Annotated in this window: 17 protein-coding genes; 4 read left to right on the top strand and 13 right to left on the bottom strand. The window is 71.3% G+C overall.

Features of this window, described 5'->3' with window-relative positions; translation table 11 throughout:
- Positions 1 to 115 precede the first annotated feature (115 nt).
- Positions 116 to 829, top strand: coding sequence for a FadR/GntR family transcriptional regulator (locus tag DFJ66_RS36935; RefSeq protein WP_121228433.1), 714 nt, complete (start codon positions 116 to 118; stop codon positions 827 to 829).
- Here the strand turns inward: DFJ66_RS36935 and DFJ66_RS36930 are convergent.
- The gene (locus DFJ66_RS36930) at positions 795 to 1,982 is read right to left on the bottom strand and encodes a hypothetical protein (protein WP_121228431.1); all 1,188 of its coding nucleotides are present in this window, start codon (positions 1,980 to 1,982) and stop codon (positions 795 to 797) included. The genes DFJ66_RS36935 and DFJ66_RS36930 overlap by 35 nt on opposite strands.
- A gap of 97 nt (positions 1,983 to 2,079) precedes the next feature.
- On the opposite strand from DFJ66_RS36930, the gene DFJ66_RS36925 reads away from it, so the two are divergent.
- Positions 2,080 to 4,353, top strand: coding sequence for a PQQ-dependent sugar dehydrogenase (locus tag DFJ66_RS36925; RefSeq protein ID WP_121228429.1), 2,274 nt, complete (start codon positions 2,080 to 2,082; stop codon positions 4,351 to 4,353).
- A 307-nt stretch (positions 4,354 to 4,660) separates the two neighbouring features.
- On the opposite strand, the gene DFJ66_RS36920 is transcribed toward DFJ66_RS36925, so the two are convergent.
- From DFJ66_RS36920 to DFJ66_RS36910, 3 genes are all read right to left on the bottom strand, one after another.
- Positions 4,661 to 6,493 carry a S8 family peptidase gene (locus DFJ66_RS36920; RefSeq protein WP_121228427.1) on the bottom strand — a complete coding sequence of 611 codons (1,833 nt, stop codon included), beginning with the start codon at positions 6,491 to 6,493 and terminating at the stop codon, positions 4,661 to 4,663.
- A 147-nt stretch (positions 6,494 to 6,640) separates the two neighbouring features.
- Positions 6,641 to 7,723, bottom strand: a complete 1,083-nt coding sequence (locus DFJ66_RS36915) for a CU044_5270 family protein (protein ID WP_121228425.1) — start codon at positions 7,721 to 7,723, stop codon at positions 6,641 to 6,643.
- Positions 7,716 to 8,249: an RNA polymerase sigma factor gene (locus tag DFJ66_RS36910; protein ID WP_170199887.1), complete on the bottom strand. Its 534-nt coding sequence runs from the start codon at positions 8,247 to 8,249 to the stop codon at positions 7,716 to 7,718. Before DFJ66_RS36910 ends, DFJ66_RS36915 begins: the two co-directional genes overlap by 8 nt.
- 113 nt (positions 8,250 to 8,362) lie before the next feature.
- Between DFJ66_RS36910 and DFJ66_RS36905 the strand changes: the two genes are divergently transcribed.
- Positions 8,363 to 8,983 carry an L-threonylcarbamoyladenylate synthase gene (locus DFJ66_RS36905; protein ID WP_121228421.1) on the top strand — a complete coding sequence of 207 codons (621 nt, stop codon included), beginning with the start codon at positions 8,363 to 8,365 and terminating at the stop codon, positions 8,981 to 8,983.
- On the opposite strand, the gene DFJ66_RS36900 is transcribed toward DFJ66_RS36905, so the two are convergent.
- The 4 genes from DFJ66_RS36900 to DFJ66_RS36885 form a co-directional block, all read right to left on the bottom strand.
- Positions 8,984 to 9,736, bottom strand: a complete 753-nt coding sequence (locus DFJ66_RS36900) for a hypothetical protein (protein WP_147459455.1) — start codon at positions 9,734 to 9,736, stop codon at positions 8,984 to 8,986.
- Positions 9,737 to 9,852: 116 nt separating this feature from the next.
- Positions 9,853 to 10,644, bottom strand: a complete 792-nt coding sequence (locus DFJ66_RS36895) for a carbohydrate ABC transporter permease (RefSeq protein ID WP_246030286.1) — start codon at positions 10,642 to 10,644, stop codon at positions 9,853 to 9,855.
- Positions 10,645 to 10,699: 55 nt separating this feature from the next.
- The gene (locus tag DFJ66_RS36890) at positions 10,700 to 11,659 is read right to left on the bottom strand and encodes a carbohydrate ABC transporter permease (protein WP_121228417.1); all 960 of its coding nucleotides are present in this window, start codon (positions 11,657 to 11,659) and stop codon (positions 10,700 to 10,702) included.
- Positions 11,659 to 12,933: an ABC transporter substrate-binding protein gene (locus DFJ66_RS36885; RefSeq protein WP_121228415.1), complete on the bottom strand. Its 1,275-nt coding sequence runs from the start codon at positions 12,931 to 12,933 to the stop codon at positions 11,659 to 11,661. Before DFJ66_RS36885 ends, DFJ66_RS36890 begins: the two co-directional genes overlap by 1 nt.
- A 211-nt stretch (positions 12,934 to 13,144) precedes the next feature.
- Here DFJ66_RS36885 and DFJ66_RS36880 point away from each other — a divergent pair, with 211 nt between their 5' ends.
- Positions 13,145 to 14,020: an SIS domain-containing protein gene (locus DFJ66_RS36880; RefSeq protein WP_121228413.1), complete on the top strand. Its 876-nt coding sequence runs from the start codon at positions 13,145 to 13,147 to the stop codon at positions 14,018 to 14,020.
- Between the two features lie 205 nt (positions 14,021 to 14,225).
- On the opposite strand, the gene DFJ66_RS36875 is transcribed toward DFJ66_RS36880, so the two are convergent.
- The 5 genes from DFJ66_RS36875 to DFJ66_RS36850 all read right to left on the bottom strand — a co-directional run bounded on the left by DFJ66_RS36875 (position 14,226) and on the right by DFJ66_RS36850 (position 22,524).
- Positions 14,226 to 15,230, bottom strand: coding sequence for a hypothetical protein (locus DFJ66_RS36875; RefSeq protein ID WP_246030062.1), 1,005 nt, complete (start codon positions 15,228 to 15,230; stop codon positions 14,226 to 14,228).
- Positions 15,227 to 16,126 carry a TolB-like translocation protein gene (locus DFJ66_RS36870; protein ID WP_246030061.1) on the bottom strand — a complete coding sequence of 300 codons (900 nt, stop codon included), beginning with the start codon at positions 16,124 to 16,126 and terminating at the stop codon, positions 15,227 to 15,229. Before DFJ66_RS36870 ends, DFJ66_RS36875 begins: the two co-directional genes overlap by 4 nt.
- Positions 16,123 to 17,340, bottom strand: coding sequence for an MFS transporter (locus DFJ66_RS36865; protein WP_121228411.1), 1,218 nt, complete (start codon positions 17,338 to 17,340; stop codon positions 16,123 to 16,125). The genes DFJ66_RS36870 and DFJ66_RS36865 overlap by 4 nt, the downstream gene beginning before the upstream one ends.
- Positions 17,341 to 17,400: 60 nt before the next feature.
- Entirely contained in the window at positions 17,401 to 19,557 is a 2,157-nt protein-coding gene (locus DFJ66_RS36860) for a metallophosphoesterase (protein WP_121228409.1), read from the bottom strand.
- Between the two features lie 1,269 nt (positions 19,558 to 20,826).
- The gene (locus DFJ66_RS36850) at positions 20,827 to 22,524 is read right to left on the bottom strand and encodes a S8 family serine peptidase (RefSeq protein WP_121228405.1); all 1,698 of its coding nucleotides are present in this window, start codon (positions 22,522 to 22,524) and stop codon (positions 20,827 to 20,829) included.
- Between the last annotated feature and the right edge of the window lie 77 nt (positions 22,525 to 22,601).

The following is a 22,601-nucleotide window of genomic DNA, read 5'->3' as shown; positions in this document are numbered from 1 at the left end:
CCCTTTCGTCGTGCCTTCGGTGCCGGACAGCCTGACCTATTAATCAGGTTTTTACAACGGTCGGTGCCTGAATGATCTGCTCTTTATCGTTCAGGCAGGCTCGACGAGGGCAATCGTGAGAGGATTCCGCGTCGTGGGGACCACCAAACCGGGCCTGCACCAGACCGTCCTGGACGACCTGGGGCGGCTGATCACCTCCGGCGCCATCGCGCCCGGCGACGTGCTGCGCATCGACGAGCTGGCCGAGCGCAACGGCGTGTCCCGGCCGGTGATCCGCGAGGTCGTGCGGGTGCTGGAGTCGATGGGGGTGCTCACCACGCGGCGGCGGGTCGGGGTGACCGTGGCCGAGCGGGCGGCGTGGAACGTGTTCGACCCCCGGATCATCCGCTGGCGCCTGGACGGGGCGGACCGCGAGGCGCAACTGGAGTCGTTGGGCGAGCTGCGCGGCGGGGTCGAGCCGGTGGCGGCGGCCCTGGCGGCGACGCGCGCGACGCCCGAGCAGTGCGGCGACCTGACGCGGGCGGTGATGGACATGGCCGTGCACGGCAAGGCGGGCAACCTCGAGGCCTACCTGGAGGCGGACCTGCTGTTCCACCGGACGCTGCTGGCCGCGTCGGGCAACGAGATGCTGGCGGCACTGACCGACGTGGTCTCGGAAGTCCTCATCGGCCGGACCCACCACGGCCTCATGCCCACCCACCCGAACCCGGCCGCGATCCGCCTGCACGCCGACGTGGCCCAGGCCGTGCAGTCCGGCGACCCGGCCGCCGCCGAACAGGCCATGCGCGACATCATCACCGAGGCTTCCGACGCCCTGCGCGGCACCTGACACCTCGACGGGCCGGGCAGCGCGAGCGGCGGGACGGCAGGCGAGGCGCGAGCGGCAGGGCGGCAGGCGAGGCGCGAGCGGCGGGACGGCAGACGAGGCGCGAGCGGCGGGACGGCAGGCCGCACGTCGAGGTGGCGATCGGGCTCGCCGAGGTCAGCGCTCGGGCGGCCGGGATGGTGGACGGGGCGCCGGCGCGCTGGGCTGCACGGACGACGGGCTGTCGACCTCGCCGCTGCTGTCGGTCGTGCCGGCGTCCCTGGAAGTCGCCCCGACGACCCGACCCGTGCACCGGTTCGGCTACCCGCTGCCCTCCGCCACTCCCCCGCCCCCGGACATCCCGGTGTCGGACAGCCTGAAGGTGCTCACCGAGGCAGCCCGTTGACCAAGCGCTCCACCGGGGGCAGCTCGCCCGTCTCGACGTGGCGCAGCCAGTCCTCGGGGTCAGCACGCAGTTGCCGGTGCGGACGGAGCCGGCCTCGGCGGCGACCACCCGGACCGCGTGCCACAAGGCGGAGGCGGCGTCCGTACGCGGGAAGGTGCGCGAGAAGGTGCGCGAGAAGGTGGTCGTGGAGGCGCCCCGGGTGCACCAGACGCCGCCGAGGGTGGAGTCGAGTGCCGTCGCGGTCTGGAGGAAGCAGCCGTCCGGGTCCAGGCCGGGCGCGCGAGCCCCGCTGCCGTGAGCGCGCCACACCACCTCCTCGCCCACCAACGCCCCGACCCGCTCGATCCAGAACCCGCCGTCCGGCAGGGTGAGCACGGTGAACTGGTGCTCGACGACGTGCGGCGGGACGGTGGTCCGCTCCGTGCCGACGTGCCGAGCGGTGAACGACCTCGCCGCCAGGTACAGCCGGTCGGGCACGAACACCTCGACGCAGAGGTGGTCACCGACCTCGCCGACCGCCACGCCCTCGAAGCAGTGGTCCGGTGAGTGGCTCTCCGGCCGCACGAACTCGACGACCTCCTCCGCGACCAGCTCGTGCACCTCGAAGACCAGTGGCGACCCCGGCACCCGGCCGTCCGCCACGGTCCGCCGCAGGCGGAGGGTGACCGGGCCGCCTCCCGAGACACCGGCCAGGTGGCAGTCCGCGAAGTCGTCGTGGTCGGCCAGCCACGAATCCAGCTCGTCCAACGTCCTCATCGCGTCGAGTCCCACCCGCCCACAGTAGCGGTTCGAGCACTTTTCGTTGCCGCGTAACAGCTTCCCCCGCAGCGGCCGATGAACACGCTAAGCGGACGGGAAGGGGGCCGCGATGAGACTGCGCCCCAGGCTGAAGACAGCGCTGCTCACCCTCACCCTGCCGGCGGCGGCCCTGGTCGCCGTGCCGGCGGTCCACGCGGCCGTGCTGCCGCCGAACTTCAGCGATCAAGTGGTGTTCAGCGGCCTGACCAACCCCACCGCGGTCCGGTTCGCCGCGGACGGCCGGGTGTTCGTGGCGCAGAAGAACGGCGTCATCAAGGTGTTCGACAACCTCGCCGACACCACGCCGACCACGTTCGCCGACCTGTCCGCGAGCGTCCACGACTTCTGGGACCGCGGCCTGCTGGGCCTGGCACTGCACCCCGGCTTCCCGAGCACGCCGTACGTCTACGCCCTCTACGCCTACGACGCCCGCATCGGCGGCACCGCCCCCACCTGGGGTGACGGCTGTCCGACGCCACCCGGGCCGACCACGGACGGCTGCCTGGTGTCCGGCCGGCTGTCCCGGCTGACCGCGAGCGGCAACACGGCCGTGAGCGAGCAGGTGCTGATCAACGACTGGTGCCAGCAGTACCCGAGCCACTCGATCGGCACGCTGCTGTTCGGCCGCGACGGCGCGCTGTACGTCACCGGCGGCGACGGCGCGAGCTTCAACAACGTCGACTACGGCCAGTACGGCAACAACTACGCGGGCGACCAGGTCAACCCGTGCGGCGACCCGCCCGGCGGCGTCGGCACCACGCTCACCTCCCCCAGCGCCCAAGGCGGCGCGCTGCGCAGCCAGAGCGTGCGCCGCACCCCCGTGACGCTGGACGGCACGGTGCTGCGCGTCGACCCCATGACTGGGCAGGGCCTCGCGGACAACCCGTTCGCGTCCTCCTCCGACCCGAACGCGCGCCGGATCGTCGGCTACGGCCTGCGCAACCCGTTCCGGATGACCCAGCGGCCCGGCACCGACGAGCTGTGGATCGGCGACGTCGGCTGGGGCACGTGGGAGGAGGTCGACCGGCTCGTCCCCGGCGGTGGTCGCAACTTCGGCTGGCCGTGCTACGAGGGTGACGCACGCCAGGGCGGTTACGAGGGCGCGGGCCTGACGATGTGCTCCAGCCTCTACAGCACCGCGGGTTCGGTCACCGCGCCTTACTACGCCTACAACCACAACGCGTGCGTCGTGAACTACACCGGCTGCCGCACCGGCGGTTCGTCCATCACGGGTATCGCGTTCTACAACGGCGGTTCGTACCCGTCCGCGTACAACGGCGCGTTGTTCTTCGGCGACCACAGCCGCAACGAGATCTGGGCGATGATGCCGGGAGCGAACGGCCTGCCCGACCCGGCCGTGCGGCAGTGCCTGGTGTGCGCGGACTCGTCCGGTGCCGGTGCCGGCCACCCGGTGGACCTGCAGATCGGCCCCGGCGGCGACCTGTTCTACGTCAACATGGACAACGGGACGATCCACCGGGTCGTCTACACGGCGGCGAACCAGCCGCCCACCGCCCGGATCTCGGCCAACCCGACCAGCGGTGATGCGCCTCTGACGGTCAACTTCAGCGGGACGGCGTCCACCGATCCCGAGGGTGGCGCGCTCGCCTACAGCTGGGACCTGGACGGCAACGGCACCTTCGGCGACGCGACGGGTGCCACGACTTCCCGCACGTACACGACGTCCGGCACGTACACGGCGTCGTTGCGGGTCACCGATCCGCAGGGTGCGACGGGGACGGCGTCGGTCACCATCACCGTCGGCAACACGCCGCCGAACCCGATCATCGACACCCCGTCGGCGAGCTTGCGCTGGAAGGTCGGGGACGTGATCCCGTTCTCCGGCCGGGCGACCGACACCCAGGACGGTTCGGTGGCGGCGTCCGGGCTGAGCTGGACCCTGTTGCTGGACCACTGCTTCAGCACGTCGGATTGCCACGAGCACGTGGTGGAGACGTTCAACGGTGTCGCGAGTGGACAGTTCACCGCGCCGGACCACCAGTACCCGGCGTCTCTTCGCCTGCGGTTGACCGCGACGGACTCGCAGGGGTTGAGCACGTCGACGACGGTCCGGTTGGAGCCGCAGACCGTGCAGCTGACGTTCAAGACCAGCCCGGGCGGGCTGCGCCTGTCGGGGTTGGGGTTCAACGAGTCGACGCGGTCGACCCCGTTCACGGTGACGGTCATCGTGGGCTCGGCCAACTCGGTGAGCGCGCCGGAAACCCAGGTCCAGAACCGCTCGACCTACACGTTCGTCTCGTGGTCGGACGGCGGGGCGAAGGAACACACCATCACCGCACCCCCGTTCAACACCACTTACACCGCCATCTACCGCAAGCGCTGAGTTCGAGAGCTACGCGCTGGCGCGCTCCCTAGCGGACGCGCCGGCGCGCGAAAGATCAAAAGCTAAAAGCTGAAAAGCGGACGCTCGCCGCTGGGCAGGCCCCCGGGGTGGGAAGGGCGTCGGTTTCTTCCCCCCGTACGGCCTGCCGGAGGCAACCACCCTTGGCCCGTTTCCGCAACCGGAAAAGCTGGTTGCGGAAACGGGCCAAGCGCGGTTGGGCTGCGCCCAGGCCGTACGGGGGGAAGAAACCGAGGCCCTTCCCGTGGCTGGCAGCAGCGCATGCGGTGGTGCTCCGGAGGTCCTGCGATTACAGGGTCAGGCTCCAGGTGTCGATCGTGCCCGTGTCGTAGCGGGCCACGTCCTGGACGCGCAGGGACCACGTGCCGTTGCGGGCCTCCGAGGACAGGTTGGTCGTGTACGTGGCGTCCACGTTGTCCGCGCTGTCGCTGCTGCTGGAGCTCTTCAGGCGGTACGCGGTGCCGTCCGGGGCCACCAGGTCGATGACCAGGTCACCGCGCCAGGTGTGCTTGATGTGCACCTCCACCTTCGAGGTGGCGGAGGCGTTGCCCGCGCAGCCGGACACCGTGATGGTGCTGGTGACGGCCGAGCCGGCGTCCGGGATGGCCACGTCCGTGCCGTTGGTCAGGGTCGCGCAGCCGGCGGCGCCGACCGTCCAGGTGAACGTGGTGCTGCCCGAGCCGCCCGCCGACGCCGTGGCGGTCGCGGTGACCGTGTACGTGCCGGCGGTGGTGGCGGTGCCGGTGATCAGGCCGGTGGACGAGCCGATGCTCAGGCCCGCCGGCAGGCCCGTGGCCGACCACGTGTACGGGGCCGTGCCGCCCGAGGCGGTGAGCTGGAGGTTCGCCGTGCCGCCCACGGCCGTGGTCTGGTTGCCGGGGTTGGTGACCGAGACGCCCGTGGTGCCGCCGCCGACGCGCAGCAGGCGGTTCGGGGTGCCGGTGCCCGGGTTGGTGACCTTGTTCGGGGTGGCCTGCGCCAGGATCGCGCTGTGCACCTCGGCCGGGGTCTTGGTCGGGTTGGCCGCCAGGTACAGCGCGACCGCGCCGGCGACGTGCGGCGAGGCCATCGACGTGCCGCTCATCGTCGCCGAGCCCGAGTTGTTCGAGTAGGACGCGGAGACGATGTTGGAGCCGGGCGCGAAGAGGTCCGTGCACGTGCCGTAGCTGGAGAACGAGGACCGGGCGTCGGTGTTGGTGGTGGCGCCGACGTTGATGGTCTCGGTGACGCGCTGCGGCGAGTACTTGCAGGAGTCGTCGTTGAAGTTGCCCGCCGCGACGACGTAGGACACGCCCTTGGCGATCGAGGCGCGCACGGCGTCGTCGAGCACGCGGCTGGGCTCGTTCGCGGTGCCGGTGTAGAGGCTCATGTTGGCCACGGCCGGGAGCACCGCGTTCGCGGTCACCCAGTCGACGCCGGCCGCCTCGGTGGACACCGAGCCGCCGCCCTGGCAGTTCAGGACGCGCACGGCCTTGAGGTTGACCTTCTTGGCCAGGCCGTAGGTCGCGCCGCCGACGGTGCCGGCGACGTGCGTGCCGTGGCCGTGGCAGTCCTTGCCGTTCTGGCCGTCGGTGAACGCGTCGAACCCGAAGGTCGCGCGCCCGCCGAAGTCGTTGTGGTTGTAGTTGATGCCGGTGTCGATGACGTACGCGTTGACGTTGGACGCCTCGGTGCCGTAGCTGTACTTCTGGTCCAGCGGCAGGTCCGCCTGGTCGACGCGGTCCAGGCCCCACGACGGCGGGTTGAGCTGGTCGGTGAGCACCTGGACGGTGCGGTCCTGCTCCACGTAGGACACGGCCGGGTCGGCGGCCAGGCGCTTGGCCTGCCTGGCCGACAGGGTGACCGAGAAGCCCTTCATGGCCGCGCGGTAGGTGAAGCCGACCTTGCCGCCGTAGCGGCCGGTGAGGTCGGCGACCTTGCCGCTGACGTCGGACTGTGCGAGCCCGTCGTCCTTGAGCACGACGATGTAGCTGTCCGCGACCGCGTTCGGCGCGCTCTCGGCGACGATCGGGCCTTCCGGCGCGGCGGTGGCCGCACCGGGCAGGACGAACGCGGCGGCGACGGCGGTGGTGACCGCGAGTCCCAGGCCGGCTGTTCGTCCGGGCAGGGTGGGTTGACGCATCAGTGCTCCTCGCTGCAGGGCGCCCGGGACGAGCCAGCCCTCGATGGCCCTTCGTGCCCCCGGGCGGTGGAGGTGTGTCCTGGTTGGACGTGCCGAGTATTTGGGGCGGTCGACGCGCCGGACAAGAGACTTTCGTACGGTTCGTGCTCAGCCCGTCGCGGGCCGCACGCCCTTCTCGTCGGCCACCCCGATCGTGACGGAGGTGAACGACCACACCGTGCCCGCGGGCAACCCCTCCCACTCCTGCGTGCCGATCACCCGCTCGCCGAGGAACCGGCCGGTGGCGGGGTCGACGACGATCTCCCGCACCTGCGGCCCGGCCCCCGCCCGCAACGCGACGCCGACCCGCCCGTCCAGGTTCGCCGCGCGGTCGGAGACGCTCAGGTCGGGGAGTTCGGCCAGGGCCTGGTAGAGCGCCGCCCGCAGGTCCTCGGGCACCCACGCCGTGGCGAGCACGTCGGCGGCGACGGCCATCGGCCCACCGGGGACGTCCCCGGCCGCCTCGACCAGCTGCCGGTGCAGCTCGGCCGGGTCGCGGGGCAGGCGGTCGAGGAAGGCGTCGGTGGGGTGCCGCCAGCTGCCGGCCACGTCCGCGCACGTCCCGCTCTCGCCGAGTTCGGGGACGAAGTCGCCGCAGGGGGCGGTGCGCTCGGTGGTGCGGGGTTCTTCGAGGGGGACGCCCGCGGCCCGCGCGTCGGCTTCGGTGCCCTCGACCCACTGGCGCTTGCCGGTGACGGTGTAGCGGGACAGCCACTCCGCCCGCCAGTCCTGGGGGCGCCAGGTCTCGGAGACGCCTTCGTAGAGGTGGCGGAACTTCCGGTCACCCCGGTCGTCCACGGCGAGCGCCCAGTCCCGGGTCCGGGTGTACCGGTACTGACCGGGCGCGAGCACGGGGTCGTGCGCTCCGAGCACGCTTTCGGCCGCCCGGTTGAGCACTTCGGCGGCGGTGGCCTCGGGCGGCGAGCTCACCGACGTTCCCACTACCGCCGCGACCGCGACCACCGCGACGCAAGCCGCGACCGCCACCCACCGACCGGCCGAACCGCTCCGCGAGCCGCCCGCCGCCGGCTGTCGGTCCCCCGTGGGAGAATGGAGACGGGGGCCGGAGGCCACACCACCCGCCACTGCCAGCACGCGCGCGCGGCCCGCGGCGAAAGCCTCGTCGCTCATCGGTGCCGGATCGGCCAGCACCCCGCGCACACCCTCGTCCAGCCGGTCCCGCTCAGCCATTGCCCTCCCCCTCCACGATGTCCACCCCGCGCAGCCGCGTCCGCGCCCGGTGCAGCCGGGTCCGCACGGTCGCCACCGGCACCCCGCGCACCTCCGCGATCTCGGCCGGCGTCAAGTCCGCCCACGCCACCAGCAGCAGCACGTCCCGCTCCTCCACCCGCAGCGCCGCGATGGCCGACGCCAGCCGCGCGCTCAACGCCCCCGCGTCGGCCCGGGCAGCCACCACGGCACCCACGTCGTCGGAAGCCGAGGGAACCCCGTGCCGCGCCCACGCCCGCAGCCGCCGTTCCTCCGACCGGGCGTGCCGCCGGACCAGGTTGGTCGCCACCCCGTACAGCCACGCGCGCGCACCGGCCCGCGTCGGGTCGTAGGTGTGACGCTGCTCCCACAGCACCAGGAACGCCTCGGCCGCCAGGTCGTCGGCCACCGCCGCGCCGACCCGCCGGGACAGGTACGCGTGCAGCGGACGGGCGTGCCGGTCGTACAGTTCGGCCAGGTCATCGGGTGTGTCCAAGCGATCGGTCACCGGACTCCCCCGTTGCGCCGCCAGGGCGCTCTCGGTTCGCACGCCCCCTTCTTGCCCGCAACCCTGGCGGGCGTTCCCGCGCGCGTCGAATCGCCGCCCACTAGGCTCCGCGCATGGCGAGGTACTTCGACGTGCACCCGGTCAACCCGCAGCGCAGGTCCATCGACCAGGCGGTGGAACTGATCCGGTCCGGCGGGCTGATCGCCTACCCCACGGACTCCTGCTACGCGCTGGGCTGCAGCCTGGGCAACAAGGAGGGCCTGGACCGCATCCGCCAGATCCGCCACCTCGACGACCGGCACCACTTCACCCTGATGTGCCGCGACTTCGCCCAACTGGGCCAGTTCGTGCACGTCGACAACGCGGTGTTCCGCGCGATCAAGTCCGCGACCCCGGGCAGCTACACGTTCATCCTCCCGGCCACGCGCGAGGTGCCGCGCCGCCTGCTGCACCCGAAGAAGAAGACCGTCGGCGCGCGCATCCCCGACCACCCGGTGGCGCAGGCGCTGCTGGAGCAACTCGGCGAGCCGATGCTGTCCAGCACGCTGCTGCTCCCCGGCCAGGACGAGCCGCTGGTGCAGGGCTGGGAGATCAAGGACCTGCTGGACAACGCGGTGGACGCGGTCCTGGACTCGGGCGAGTGCGGCACCGAGCCGACGACCGTCGTGGACTTCTCCGGCGGCGAGCCGGAGGTCGTGCGGCGCGGCGCGGGCGACCCGAGCCGGTTCGAGTAGTCAGTCCGGGATCCCGGCGGCCAGCGAGATCCACAGCACGACGGGCACGCTGGAGAACACCGTGCAGGCGAACGCGGTCAGCGCCAACGCGACCCGCCACTCCACCCGGCCGGTGACCGGTCTCCCGACCACGACCGCCCACCCGGTCATCACCAGCACCACGGGCACGAGCAGGAGCGACGGTCCGAACTCGAGGAACCGCTCCCACGGCATCAGCGCGAACCCGGACAGCGCCCACCCGACGACCCCGGCGACCGGCACGGCCACGAGCAGCCGCCCGTCCGCGTCCCGGGGACGCCCCGCCCACAGGAAGCTCGCCACGGCCGCCGCCGGCCCCAACACCCCGATGAACAGCAACCCGGCCTGCACCCAGTACCGGTCGAACAGCGTGCCCCACCAGGGGAACCGGTCCCGCAGGTCGGCCGCCACGGCGTCGGGCACGCTCACCCCGGTCACGCTCACGCGGTGCGACCCCGGCCCGTAGTCGAACGTCCGGGCGCACCCGACCCGCTCGCCGTCGAACGTCGCCTCGCAGACCAGCGTGCGCGGATCGGTGTCGAGCGTGACGATGAGCGGTTTGCCGTCGACCGACACCGTGCAGGTGGCGGAAGAGAGCCTCTTCGTGCAGCTGATGTGGTTGTGGTAGACGGAGAACTGGTCGGCGTCGATGCGGTAGAGGCCGTCGGTCGCCTTGCCGGGCGCGACGGGCGCGATCAGCAAGGCGACCAACAGCATGAACCCGGGTACCGCCAAGGGAACGAACCTCAACGGCCCCGGCGAAGTGCGCACGTCTCGCACGTCCAAGGGAGAACCCCCTCCGTCACCACGACCATCGGCGGCAGAGGGGTTCCCGTTAGCACTGCGGCAGGTTATTTCACCGCACCAAGCGTCATGCCCTCGACGATGCGTCGGCCGAGCCACACGTAGAGCGCGAGCATGGGCAGGACGAGGATGCAGACGCCGGCGAACAGGGCGCCGTAGTCCGCGCCGGAGTACTGCTGAGTTTGCATGAACCCCAACAGTGCCAACGGAAGCGTCTGCAACTCGGTGTCCTGGATGAACACCAGCGCGATGAACGTCTCGTTCCACAACCCGATCGCGTTCAGGATCAACGCCGTGATCAGCCCGCCCCGCGCCAACGGCAGCGAGATCTGCACGAACGTGCGCAGCGGCCCGGCGCCGTCGATCGCGGCGGCCTCCTCGACCTCCTCGGGCAGGGACCCGAAGAACGCGGTCAGCAGGAACACCGTGAACGGCAGCGACAGCGCCACGTACAGCACGAACAACCCCGTCAACGAGTTGACCAGGCCGATGTTCTCCATCATCACGAACAGCGGGATCACGATGACCTGCACCGGGATCCCGATGCCCAGCGCGAAGAACAACGCCACCGCCCCGGAGATCCGCGTCCCGGACCGGGCCAGGGCGTAGGCGGCGGGCGCGGAGATCGCCACCAGCACCACCGCCGAACCCGCGACCAGCACCACCGTGTTCAGCGCGGCGGCACCGAAACCGCTGTCCGACCAGGCCTTCGCGAAGTTGCCGAACTGGCCGAACGTGGACAGCGACCACGGCTGCGAGAAGATCGCGGTGTGCTCCCGCAGCGCGGCGACACCCATCCAGGCCAGCACGCCGACGTTGAACACCGCCAGCAACCACACCAAGCCGACGCCACCCCGGTAGAGCGGCCCGTGACCGTGTCCGACGCGTGTGGGGCTAGAACTGGATTTGCGCACGGCGCATCACCCTCCGCAGCAGCACGACCAGGACACCGACCACGAGCAGCATCACCACCGCCGAAGCGGAGGCGTACCCGAACTGGTACTGCGGGTTGCGCCCGCCGAACGTCGAGCCGTAGATGAACAGCGCGCTGTTCCACACCTCGACCGTCGGCATGTCGTTGGTCGTCCCGCCGAACGCGTAGATGAACTCGAAGATCTTCAACGACGAGATCGTCCAGATCACCGCGGCCGTGGCCACCACGTCCCACGTCAACGGCAGCGTGATGTGCCAGAACCGTTGCCACGCCGTGGCTCCCGCCAACGCGGAGTCCTCGTACAGGTCCGCCGGGATCCGGTCGACGCCGGCCATGATGATCGTGGTGAAGAACCCGGTGTTCACCCAGATCAGGCCGATGCAGATCACGGTGAACAGGTTGTCGCCCAACCAGTTCGGCGTCGAACCGGTGACCCCGGACCACAACGTGGTCAGCAGGCCCTCCGGGGAGCGGAACAGGAAGCCCCACAGCACCGACAGCACCACCGGCGAGACGATGTACGGGAAGAACAACACCGCCCGCACGAACTTGCGGCCCCGCATCTCCCGCAACACCATCGTCAGCGCGAACGACACCGCGAACGTCGCCACGCCCACCACGACCAGGATCAGCATGGTGTTGACGAACGAGTCCAGGAACGTCGAGTCGTCCAGCAGGATCTCGTAGTTCTGCACCCCGCGCGGTTCGAGCTCCCCCACGCCGTCCCACTTGTGGAAGCTGATCCACACCGACGCCAGCACCGGTCCCACGAAGAACACCAGGTACAGCGCCAGGGCGGGCGCGATGAACGGCCAGAACAACGCTCGGCGGCGGCGGGCCAGCGGCGTGAGCGGTGCGGCGGACGCCTTCGTCCGCCGCACCCGACGCCCGGCGACCGCGGTCGCGGACGCAACCGCCATCAGCCGTTCTTCTTCCAGTAGTTCGCCTGCTTCTCGGCCAGCTGGGACAGGAAGCCGTCGACGTCGGTCTTGCCCTTGATGAGCTGGTCGTTGACCGGGTAGAAGGCCTCCTCGGCGTAGCCGGGGATCTCGTCGATGCCGTCGATCGGGCGCGACACCGGCAGCGTCCCCAGCGCGGTGCCCAGGCCCTTGAGGTCGTCGGGCACCGGCAGTTCCGGGTTCGGCGTGAGGTTCTTGGCCATCGTGGAGATCTTGGACAGGTGGACGTCCTTGAGGAAGTAGGCGATGAACTTCTCCGCCGCCGCGGCCTTCTTGGCGGGCTTGGGGATGGCGAACCCGAGGTTGGACACCGGCACGGTGGTCTTCGCGCCCGGCAGCGGGGTGAAGGTGAACTGGAAGCCCTGCGCGGCCTTCGGGCCGGTCTCGCTGGGCGCCCAGGAGCCCATCAGCAGGAAGTCGGCCTGGCGCTGCGCCCACTTCTCCTGCACGGCAGGCCACTTGGAGCCGTCGTAGCCGTCGATGAAGTACTTGTCGTCCACCAGCGCCTTGACCTTGCCCAGGGCGGCGCGGACCTCGGGGGTGTCCCAGGCCTTGCCGGTCTTGTCCTTGGCCAGCTCGTCGACCTTGCCCGCGCCCAGCGCGCCCTGGAGGACGCCGACGGTCCAGTAGGCGTTGTAGTACGGGATGTCGGCGTCCAACGCGATCGGCGCGCGGCCCTCACCCTTGGCCTTGGCGAACAGGGCGGCCAGCTCGTCCCACGTCGTGGGGGCCGTGCCGGGCAGCTTGGAGCCGTCGAACCACAGGCCGTTGCCGATGATCTCGTAGGGCACCAGGAACAGCTTGCCGTCCTTCTTGAGGGTGCCGGTGTACTTGTCGGCGACGACCTCGGAGACCTTCTTGCCCGAGCCGGGCACCTCGGCGGCGTAGACCGCGCTCAGGTCGCGGAACTGGTCGGAGGCGACCAGGTTGGCCCGCACGCCGGCCTCCTCCTGGTCGACCAGGTCGGGCACGTCGCCGCCGCGCAGCGCGGGCACGACCTTCTTGAGCACGTCCCGGCCCTGCCACTGGACGGTGACGTCGATGCCGGTCTCCTTCTCGAAGTCGGCGACCGCCTGCGCCAGGACCTGGGCCTGCGGCTCGTTCTCCTTCCACATCGACCAGTAGGTGAACGACTTGCCGTCGTCGCTTGCGGCGTTCCCCCCACCGCCACAGGCGGTCAGGGCCAGCGCGGCGGCCGTCAGAGCGGCGGCGGCGCGGAGTGGAGCAGCGGTCACGGGACACTCCCTGAGGGGCTGTGTGGTGCACTGCACACCGGGGCGGCCGGTGAGCAATTGTGCACATACTTCCCCTCGAACGCGCAGCGGTCAACAGTCAGTTGTCACCGTTTGAGCACGGTTCTTCGCACGATGGGCTGGTCGCGGTGCAAAATCATGCAGTATGTTCGTGGCTTGAGTGCAGAAATGCGCACTGTCTGGAGGAGAGCCCGTGAGCACCCACGTCGCTGTCGAGATCGCCACCCAACCGGACTGCTGGCACCGGGCGTCCACGCTGGCCAAGGAGGTCGCGCCGGTCCTGCCCCGACCGGGTGAGCGGGTGGCCGTGGTCGGCTGCGGCACCTCCTGGTTCATGGCGCAGTCCTACGCCTGGCTGCGCGAGGCCCGCGGCCAGGGCTACACCGACGCCTTCGCCGCCTCCGAGTTCCCCGGCGCCCGGGACTACGACCGGGTCGTCGCCATCACCCGGTCCGGGACCACCTCGGAGGTGCTGGACCTGCTGGAGTCGGTGCCCGTGCCGACGCTGGCCCTGACCGCCGACGGCAGCACTCCCGTCGTGGACGCGTCCGACGACGTCGTCGTGCTCGACTTCGCCGACGAGGTGTCGGTCGTGCAGACGCGGTTCGCGACCAGCGCCCTGGCCCTGCTGCGCACGTCCCTGGGCGAGGACCTGACCCCGGCCGTCGCCGACTGCGCGGCGGCCCTGGACCTGGCGCTGCCCGCCGAGTGGACCGAGGCCGCGCAGTTCACGTTCCTGGGCCGGGGCTGGACGGTCGGCCTGGCGCACGAGGCGGCGCTGAAGATGCGCGAAGCGGCGGGCGCGTGGACCGAGTCCTACCCGGCCATGGACTACCGCCACGGACCCATCAGCATCACCGCGCCCGGCCGGCTGGCGTGGATGTTCGGCGCGACCCCCGAGGGGCTGGCGGCGGACGTGGCCGCGACCGGCGGGATGTTCGTGACCAGCGCGCTGGACCCGATGGCCAACCTGGTGGTCGCGCAGCGCCTGGCGGTGCACATCGCGGAGGCGGCCGGGCTCAACCCGGACCAGCCGCGGCACCTCACGCGGTCGGTGATCCTGTCGTAGCGCGTGGAGAGCGCCGGGGTCGGCCTGGCTTTCGGCGGCCGACGCCGGCGTGGCGGCTGAGGAGCCCTGGGGTGCGCCGCACCGCCGACGGCGCACCCCGCGCTCTTAAGCCGGCCATGTCACGATCCCCGTTGCGGTCACAGGTCCGACGTTAGGCCGTTCAGGCGACGGCGGCCAATTGAGACCGGGTGACACCCCGATCGGGTCACAGTGTGCGCAGGTCGAGAACGTGCCAGGTCAGCCGCGTGTTGTCGCCCGTCGACCACCACACGAACGGGCCGCGCGCCAGCACGGTGCCAAAGCCCGTCGCCAGGTCCGCGGACCGGTCGCTCGCGGTGTCGTAGAGCGCCAGCCGGTCCCCGTCCACCACGACCGCGAACCGGTCCAGCAGCACGACGTCGGCCACCGCCGAACGCACCTCGCGCCCACCCACGCGCCGCCGCGACGACCCGTCCGGCCGCATGAGGTCCAGACGGGCCGTGCCGCTCTGCCGGAGCACCTGCGCCCGGCACCACACCGGCGTGCAGTCCACCAGCTCGACGCCCTCGCCGTGCACGGTCGTCACCTCACCGGTCCTCAGGTCGGCCAGCCGCGACGACCCCGCCGCCTCGATCTCGGCCGCCGTCGCCCACGGCCACGCCGTGAGGGAGTACTGGCCGCGCAGCAGGACCGTGCTGATCGGGCCGCCCGTCAAGGCGATCGTGCGGACCTCGGTGTCCTCGCCGGCGACCGTGGCCCAGCTCGCCTGCCCGTCGTGGACCACCAGGTCGTACTGCGACTCCAGCACCACCACCCGACCGGTGTCGGCGGTGACGGGAGTGGGGTCCTCACCGCGCGGCCCGGCACGCCACAGGGTCCCGGTGCCGGTCACGTCGAAGAGTTCCAGCCACACCAGGGCTTCCGGTACGGCGGCGAGGACGAACCGCGGCGAGTCGGACGCGGGCAGTTCGCGCACGACCTTGTCGCCGACGACCATCCGGACGGTGTCGACGCCGTTGGTGACGCTGACGGGGGTGTCGAGGTCCAGGTAGGCGAGCGGGGTGCGCGGACCGCCGGAGGCGGAGCCGGTCCGCGCACCCGGCCACGCGTCCTGGAGCGTGAGAGTGGACGCGGGTGCGCGAACGGGTTCCGGCAGCACGATGAGAACGACCGCCGCCAGGACGACCAGGACCAGGCCGAGCGCGGTGCAGTCCGCCGGCAGCCGGGTCACCGGGGCACCGCCGGAGAGGAGGCGTCCGGCTGGACCAGGATGGGGCTGCCGGTACCGTCCGCCGGGACGGACCACACCGCCTTGTCCCGCCCGTACGCCACCGTCCGGTCGTCCAGCCACTGCGGCTGGTCGTCCAGGTGCGCCGGGTCGGCCAGCGGCACGTCCGCGCCCGACGCGAGGTCCAGCACGTGCAGCCGCCAGGTGTCGCCGGTGCGGAACTTGTAGGCGATCCGCGTCCCGTCCGGCGACAGCGACGGGCACTCCACGTTGCGCCGCACCGACTCCAGCGTCCGCGTCCGCAGGTCGCCGCGCACCAGCCACGTCGACTCCCCGGTCCGCACGGTCGCGTAGAAGGTCACGTCGTCGCGCGCGAACGTCACGCCCCAGTAGTTCACGTCGTCGGCGGTGTGCGGCTGCCCCTCCAGCACCAGCGAGAAGTCCTCCAGGGACCCGTAGTGGTCGCCGGAAGCCAGGTCGTAGATGCCCGCGGTGGTGGAGAACGTCCCGACACCGCCCAGGTACGAGTCGCCCGCCCGGAACACCGTCCACGCCACCAGCCGACCGGTCGGCGACACCCGCGCCCGCGACGGCAGCCCCCACTCGGTCACCCGAAGCCGCTCCCCCGACCCGTCCGACACGACGACCTCCGCCTGGTCGGGCAGCGCGGTGGCCCGCAGGCACACCAGGGTCCCCGCCGCGACGTCCACCCGGTGGCACGCCGGCCCCACCCGGTCCCCCTGCCGCACGCGCCCCGACCCGTCCACATACAGCAAGCCACCGCGCAGGTCCAACGCCGTGGACGGCGCACCCCCCGAGCGCATCCCGACGAACACCACCCCGCCCGCGAGCGTCGCCGCCACCAGCCCGACCCCGACCCACGTCCGCCGCGCGATCACGACCGCACCGCCCCGCCGACCAGGACCGCCACCAGCAACGCCACCGCCAGCACGGCGAACGCGGGCGACAACGCCAGCCCTGCCGCCACCGCACCGAACACGACCGCCCCGCAAGCACGTGCCACTGCCTGTCCGGTTTGGACGATCGCCAACCCTGTAGCCCGCAACGCTTCCGGCACCAAAGGCGCGGCATGCGCCATCAGCACCCCGTCAGTGCACGCGTAGAACACGCCGTGCGCCAACAGGACAAGCCCCGCGACGACCCACCCGCTCAACGCCAGCGCCAACAACACATAAGCCACCAGCAGCACGACGTGCCCGAGAAGGAACACCCGCCACCGCCCGAGACGGTCGGCCAACCGCCCCACGGGCGTCGCCAGGGCCATGAAGGACAACGCCGTCGCCAGCGGCAGCAACGGCAACGCACCCGAAGGCAACCCGGCCGTCTGCTGCACCCCGACGAACAGGAACATGTCCCCCACGGTGAACAGCCCGAGCAGTGCGGCGACCAGGAACGTTCGCCGCAATCCCCTCCCCCGCAACAACATCAGCCCAGCACCCAGCCCGACCCGGGTCCGCGCCACGGTCCCGGCGGGCTGCCGCACGAACACCGCCAGCACCACCACGGCCACCACACCCAGGCAGAAGCTGACCGCGAACACGGCCGTGTAGTCGCCGACCAGCAACGTCAGCAACCCGAACGCCAGCAACGGCCCGAGCAACGCACCGGCGGTGTCCATCGCCCGGTGCACCCCGAACGCCCGCCCGAGCCCTTCGGAGGGCGTGGCGAGCGTGATCATGGCGTCGCGGGGCGCGGTCCGCACGCCCTTGCCCGCCCGGTCCACGCCGATCAGCCCGCCGATCAGCGGCAGCGACGAACCCGCCAACGGGAAACCGAGCTTGGTGACGGCGGAGAGCCCGTACCCGGCCAGCGCCACCGCCTTCGGGCGGCCCAGCCGGTCGGCCAGGTAACCGCCCGCCAGGCGCAGCACCGCCGAGGCGCCGGTGTAGAGGCCGTCGACCGCGCCGAGTTGCAGGTACCCGACGCCGAGGCCGTAGACGAGGTAGAGCGGCAGGACCGCGGTGACCATCTCCGCGGACATGTCGGTGATCAGGCTGACCACGCCCAGCCCGACGACGGTCGCCGGCACGGCGTGGCGGGATCGACCCGCGGGCCGGCCGGCGTCCGCGGAGCGGGTGGTGGAGACGTACATGCCAAGGCCTTCCGTGGTGGTGCGCACGGCCGGGCAGGACCGGCCGTGCGCACCGGTGGGCTAACCGACGCTGACCCGGACGTCGTCCACCGCGGCCTCCACGAGCGAGGCGGTGGAGGCGTCGGCGGTCTCCACGAGCAGGCGCACGCTGTGCCCGGCGAAGGCCGCCAGGTCGACCGCCGCCGCCTGCCACTGGCCGGGCACGGCGACCGAGCTCTGGCCCAACCGCTCGAACACGGTGGTGGCCGTCGAGCCCTCCAGGACCTTGACCCGCAGGTAGTCCGAGGTCGAGGAGTTGTTGCCGTAGGCGAAGTTGTAGGTGAAGCTCAGCTTCGCCCCGGTCGGCACGGTGAAGGTCGGGGAGGCGATGGAGGTCTTCCCGCCGTCCACGTCGTTCGCGCCGTCGGACGCCCCGGCCAGGCGACCGGTGACCAGGCAGTTCACGCCGCTGGTGGTGTCACCGAGCTGCTTGATCTGCCCGTTGCCGGCCTCGGCGGTCTGCTCGGGGTCGCCGCGCTCCCACCGGCCGGTCGTGGCCGTGTCGTCGGCCAGCGGGTTGACCTGCCAGCCCTTGTCGGTCTCGAAGTCGTCGAAGAACGCGTCACCGACCGTCGACGACACGCTCACCGTGACCTGCGCGGTGTGGCTGACCGTGCCCGAGGTGCCGGTGATGGTCGCCGTGGCGCTGCCGTTGGGCGCGGACGTCGAGGCGGACAGCGTCAGGGTCGCCGACGCCGAGCCGTTCGCGGGCGGGGTGACCGAGGACGGGCTGATCGTGCCGGTGACGCCCGAGGGCAGGCCGGAGACGCTCAGCGAGGTCGCCGCCGAGAACCCGGCCGTGCTGCCCACGTTCACCGTCACCGAGGCGCTGCCACCCGGCTTGAGCCCCACCGACGACGGGGTCGCCCCGACGGTGAAGTCCGGGGCGGTGGCGGCCTTCTTGCACTGGCCGGACACCGTATCGGTGTAGGTGCGGCCGGCCACCGGCACGAAGTCGTGGCGGTAGCCCGACGCGGACAGCGTCAGCTTGGCCACGCCGAAGGTGCTGGCGTTGCCCGCCTCCTGGGTCGCGGCCGAGGACTGGTTGAAGTTGTAGAAGCCCCGGCCGCCGGTGCCGATCAGCAGTTCCCGCACGCCGTTGACGGTGTCCTTGGTGCCGTCCGGACGCGAGGGTGCGAACCGCTGGTAGTTGTGGTCGTGGCCGACGACCACAAGGTCGGCCTTGGCGTCGTAGAGCGCTTGGAAGAACGCCGTCACCGACGTGTCGTCGCCGTGGTCGCCGCGGCTGAACCGCGGGTGGTGCCAGAACGCGGCGGTGCACGGCTTGGTGTTGGCCGCCAGGTCGTTCTTCAGCCACGACACCTGGGTGGAGGTGCTGGAGCGGCTGATGTTGGAGTTGAGCGCGACGAAGTGCCAGTCGCCGACGTCGAAGCTGTAGTAGCCCTTGCCGCGCTCGCCGGCCCGCGTGCCGAAGTAGTCGAAGTAGCCCGAGGCGCCGGAGGTGTTGTACTCGTGGTTGCCCGGCGTCGGGTAGGTGATGGCCTTGAACTGGCCGTAGTAGGGGTCGTAGTAGTTCTTGTACTCGGTGAGGGTGCCCGAGCTGTAGGCGTTGTCGCCGGCCAGGATCAGCGCCTGCGGGTTCATGTTCTTGACCACCGGGGCGGTCTGGTTGCACGACGAGCCGCACACGTCACCCACGGCCGCGACCGTGGCGGTGGCCAGCGCCAGCGACTGCGTGCCCGACTGGTAGGAGTCGACGGCGAACCGGCTGCCCGGGTCGGTCAGGTTGGGCGAGACGCGGACGCAGTCCCCTTCGAAGGCGCGGGTGTGGAACGCCTTGCCGGGCCAGTGGTCGGCGGTGAGCGTGAAGGTGCCACCGGCGGACCCGGTGAGCGTCACGGAGTCGTTGCCGCGCAGGGACAACTGGGTGACGCGCAACCGCAGCCACTTCGCGCCGGACGCACACACCTGCTGGGTGGACGCGACCCGAGCACCCCCACCGGAGGCGGTGACCTCGGCACGGGCGGACGTGACACCCGCTTCGGGCAGTTGCGGCACCTGGTCCGCGATCTCCGGCGGCGGTGCAGGGGCGGCCGGGGACGCCAGACCAGTTGCCACCGGTTGGGCCGCCACCAGCACGGCGCCGACCAGCAGGGTGGACGTCGCCGCGGCGACCGCCGACCGGCGCCATCGTGGTCGTTGGATGACTGAGCGCATGCGGATTCCTCTGAAGGCAGGGATATGATTTCCGAGAAATCGCGAAACCTTTTCTTGACGGCGACGGAGAAGCCGGAAAAGGCCGCGGTGGACCACGCCACCGACCCGCCGAGGGGCGGCCTCCACAAGCCGGTGTGCGGTACCCGCCCGGGACGCTGCGGAGTGGCCCCGGGATCGTTCGTCCATTCAGTTGTCACGGCATTTCGCCGCGGGGTTTCACCTCCTGCGAGGGGGACGCTTTCGACCCTAATCGCAGGTGAAGGGGCGTCAACGACGATCTGTCCGGGAGGTTGGATAACTCTGAACGACCGGTGAACAAGCCGGTGCCCGACGCCACAGCCCACTACCCAGTCCCAGTCCACCCGGTCGGCCCCAGCCCACCGCCACGCCCCAGCCCACCGCCACGCCCCACCCGACCGCGGCCCCCCACCCCACCGCCACGCCCCAACCGGCCATGGCCCCCACCCGGCTGCGGCCCCGCCCACTCACGCCCCGCCCCGCATGCCCCGTCCCCACGGCAGCAAGCTTCGGCGCGCGAAGCGCGTTTTTGTGTGGTGGTCTCAACCACAGGTGGAGGGCCTCGGTTCCCCCGCCGTATGGCCTGCCCGAAGGGCTACCACATTTTCTCGGGGTTGCAGCCGAAAATTTTGTGAGGGACGAGCAAAATTTTTAGCGGCAACCCCGGGAAAATGTGGTTGGCTCCGCCAGGCCATACGGCGGGGGAACCGACGCCCTTCACCCCCCGCTGGCGGCCTGCCGCGCGGCGAGCGCCGCTTTTCATCTTTTGATCTTGAGAGCGCACAGCGCGTACCAGCGCGAAGCGCGTCCGGCTTGAGAGCGAAGCGTTCCGTTCAAAGCGCTTAAAAGCGAAAAGCGCCTCGCCGGCGGGCAGGCCACCAAAGATGACTCAACTGCAACGGCGGGGGCTTCTTGCTTTTGCCATCTCCGTATGGCCTGGCGGAGCCTACCACAGATTTCCCCGGGTGCCGCTAAAACTTTTTGCTCGTTCCTCGCAAAAACTTTCGGCTGCACCCGGGGAAATCTGTGGTAGCCCTTCGGGCAGGCCATACGGAGATGACAAAAGCAAGAAGCCCAGGTTGAGTTGTGTCCCCTCCGGCGGACTGCCACTCGGCAGGGCGAGCGGACCGCCCACTCGGCGAGGCGGACTGCCACACGGCAAGGCGAGCGGACCGCCCACGCAGTAAGGCGAGCGGGCCGCCCACTCGGCAAGGCGAGTGGGCTGCCCGCTCGCCGGCTACGACGTGACGGTCACGCCGTGATCGCCACGTCGTCCACCGCCGCTTCCCACAGCGAGGCCGTGCTCGCGTCGGCCGTTTCGACCAGCAGGCGCACCTGGCGACCGCCGAACGCCGCCAGGTCCACAGTTGTGGTCCGCCAAGACCCGGCGACCTCGGTGGCCGCACCGAGCTTCTCGAACACCGTGGTGGCGGTCGTGCCGTCCAGCACCTTGATCCGCAGGTAGTCGGCGGAGCTGGAGTTGTCGCCGTGGGCGTAGGTGTAGGCGAAGCGCAGCTTGGCCGTGGTGGGCAGGGTGATCGTCGGTGAGACGATCGAGGTCGTGCCGCCGTCCACGTCGTTCGCGCCGTCGGATGCGCCCGCCAGGCGGCCGGTCACCAGGCAGTTCACGCCGCTCGTGGTGGTGCCCAACTGCTTGACCTGGCCGCTGGAGGCGGACGTGGTCTGCTCGGGGTCACCGCGCTCGAACCGGCCGGTGGTGGCCGTGTCGGTGCCCGAGGGGTTGGCCTGCCAGCCCTTGTCGGTCTCGAAGTCGTCGGACCACACCGGCGGCGTCACCGTGCCGCACGGCGCTTGGAGCAGGCGGTTGGGCGAGTAGGCGCCCGCGCCGCTGATCGTGACGGTCGCCGCGCACGCCACGATCGCGTCGTGCACCTGTTTGGGCGTGGCGGTCGGGTTGGCCTCCACGTACAGCGCCGCCGCGCCCGCGACCGCCGGGGCCGCCATCGACGTGCCGGACTTCGTGGTGGTGCCGGTGTCGCTGCTGTAGGACGCCGAGACGACGTCCGTGCCGGGGGCGAACAGGTCCAGGCAGCGGCCGTAGTTGGAGTCGCTGCGCCGGGCGTCGGTGCGGGTGGAGTTGCCGACCGTGAGGCCCTCGGGGACCAGGGCCGGCGAGTGCGTGCAGGCGTCGGTGTTGTCGTTGCCGGCGGCCAGCACGTAGGTCAGGCCCGAGGCGATGGACCGGCGCACGGCTTCGTCCAGCAGGGGCACGTCCTGCGGGTTGCCCAGGCTCATGTTGACCACCGCGGGCTTGACCGCGTGGGCGGTGACCCAGTCGACGCCCGCGATGACCGCCGAGTCCGGGCCGGTCCCGCCGCACGGCAGGACGCGCACGGCGTGCAGGGTGACGCCCTTGGCCACGCCGTAGGTCTTGCCGCCGACGGTGCCGGCGACGTGGGTGCCGTGGCCGTTGCAGTCCTGGGCGACGCCGTCGTTGTCGACCGTGTCCCAGCCGTTGACCGCCCGGCCGCCGAACTCCTGGTGGCTGATCCGCACGCCGGTGTCCACGACGTAGACGTGCACGCCCGCGCCCGTCCGGTCGTAGGTGTACGTGCCCGACAGGGGCAGGGCACGCTGGTCGACGCGGTCGAGGTTCCAGGGCGCGTTGGACTGCGTCGTCGTGACGTGCACGAGCGAGTCCTGCACGACCCGTTCGACGCGCGGGTCCGCGGCCAGGCGGGCCGCCGCCGCGGCGGGCATCCGCACGGCGAATCCCGTCAACGCGCTGCGGTACACGTGGGTGACCTGCCCGCCGTACCGGGAGGCAAGCGGTTGCGCCTGCTCGGCGTCGCGCAACTGGACGATGTAGCTGCCGGCGATCGCGTCGGCCGGCACCTCGACGTGGCCCGTCGCGGCGGCCGGCACCGCCGCCAGGGCGGTGATCAGGCCCGCGACGGCGAGCGCCGCGCAGGTGTGGGTGGATCTCACGGGGACTCCTCGGGAGCGGGAACGGTGGAACGCCCGCGGCCCGTGCGGGCACGCGGGGTGTGCGAACCGCCCCTCGG

The organism is Saccharothrix variisporea (assembly GCF_003634995.1).
GTDB lineage: Bacteria > Actinomycetota > Actinomycetes > Mycobacteriales > Pseudonocardiaceae > Actinosynnema > Actinosynnema variisporeum.
This window is presented reverse-complemented; position numbering and strand designations above follow the sequence as displayed.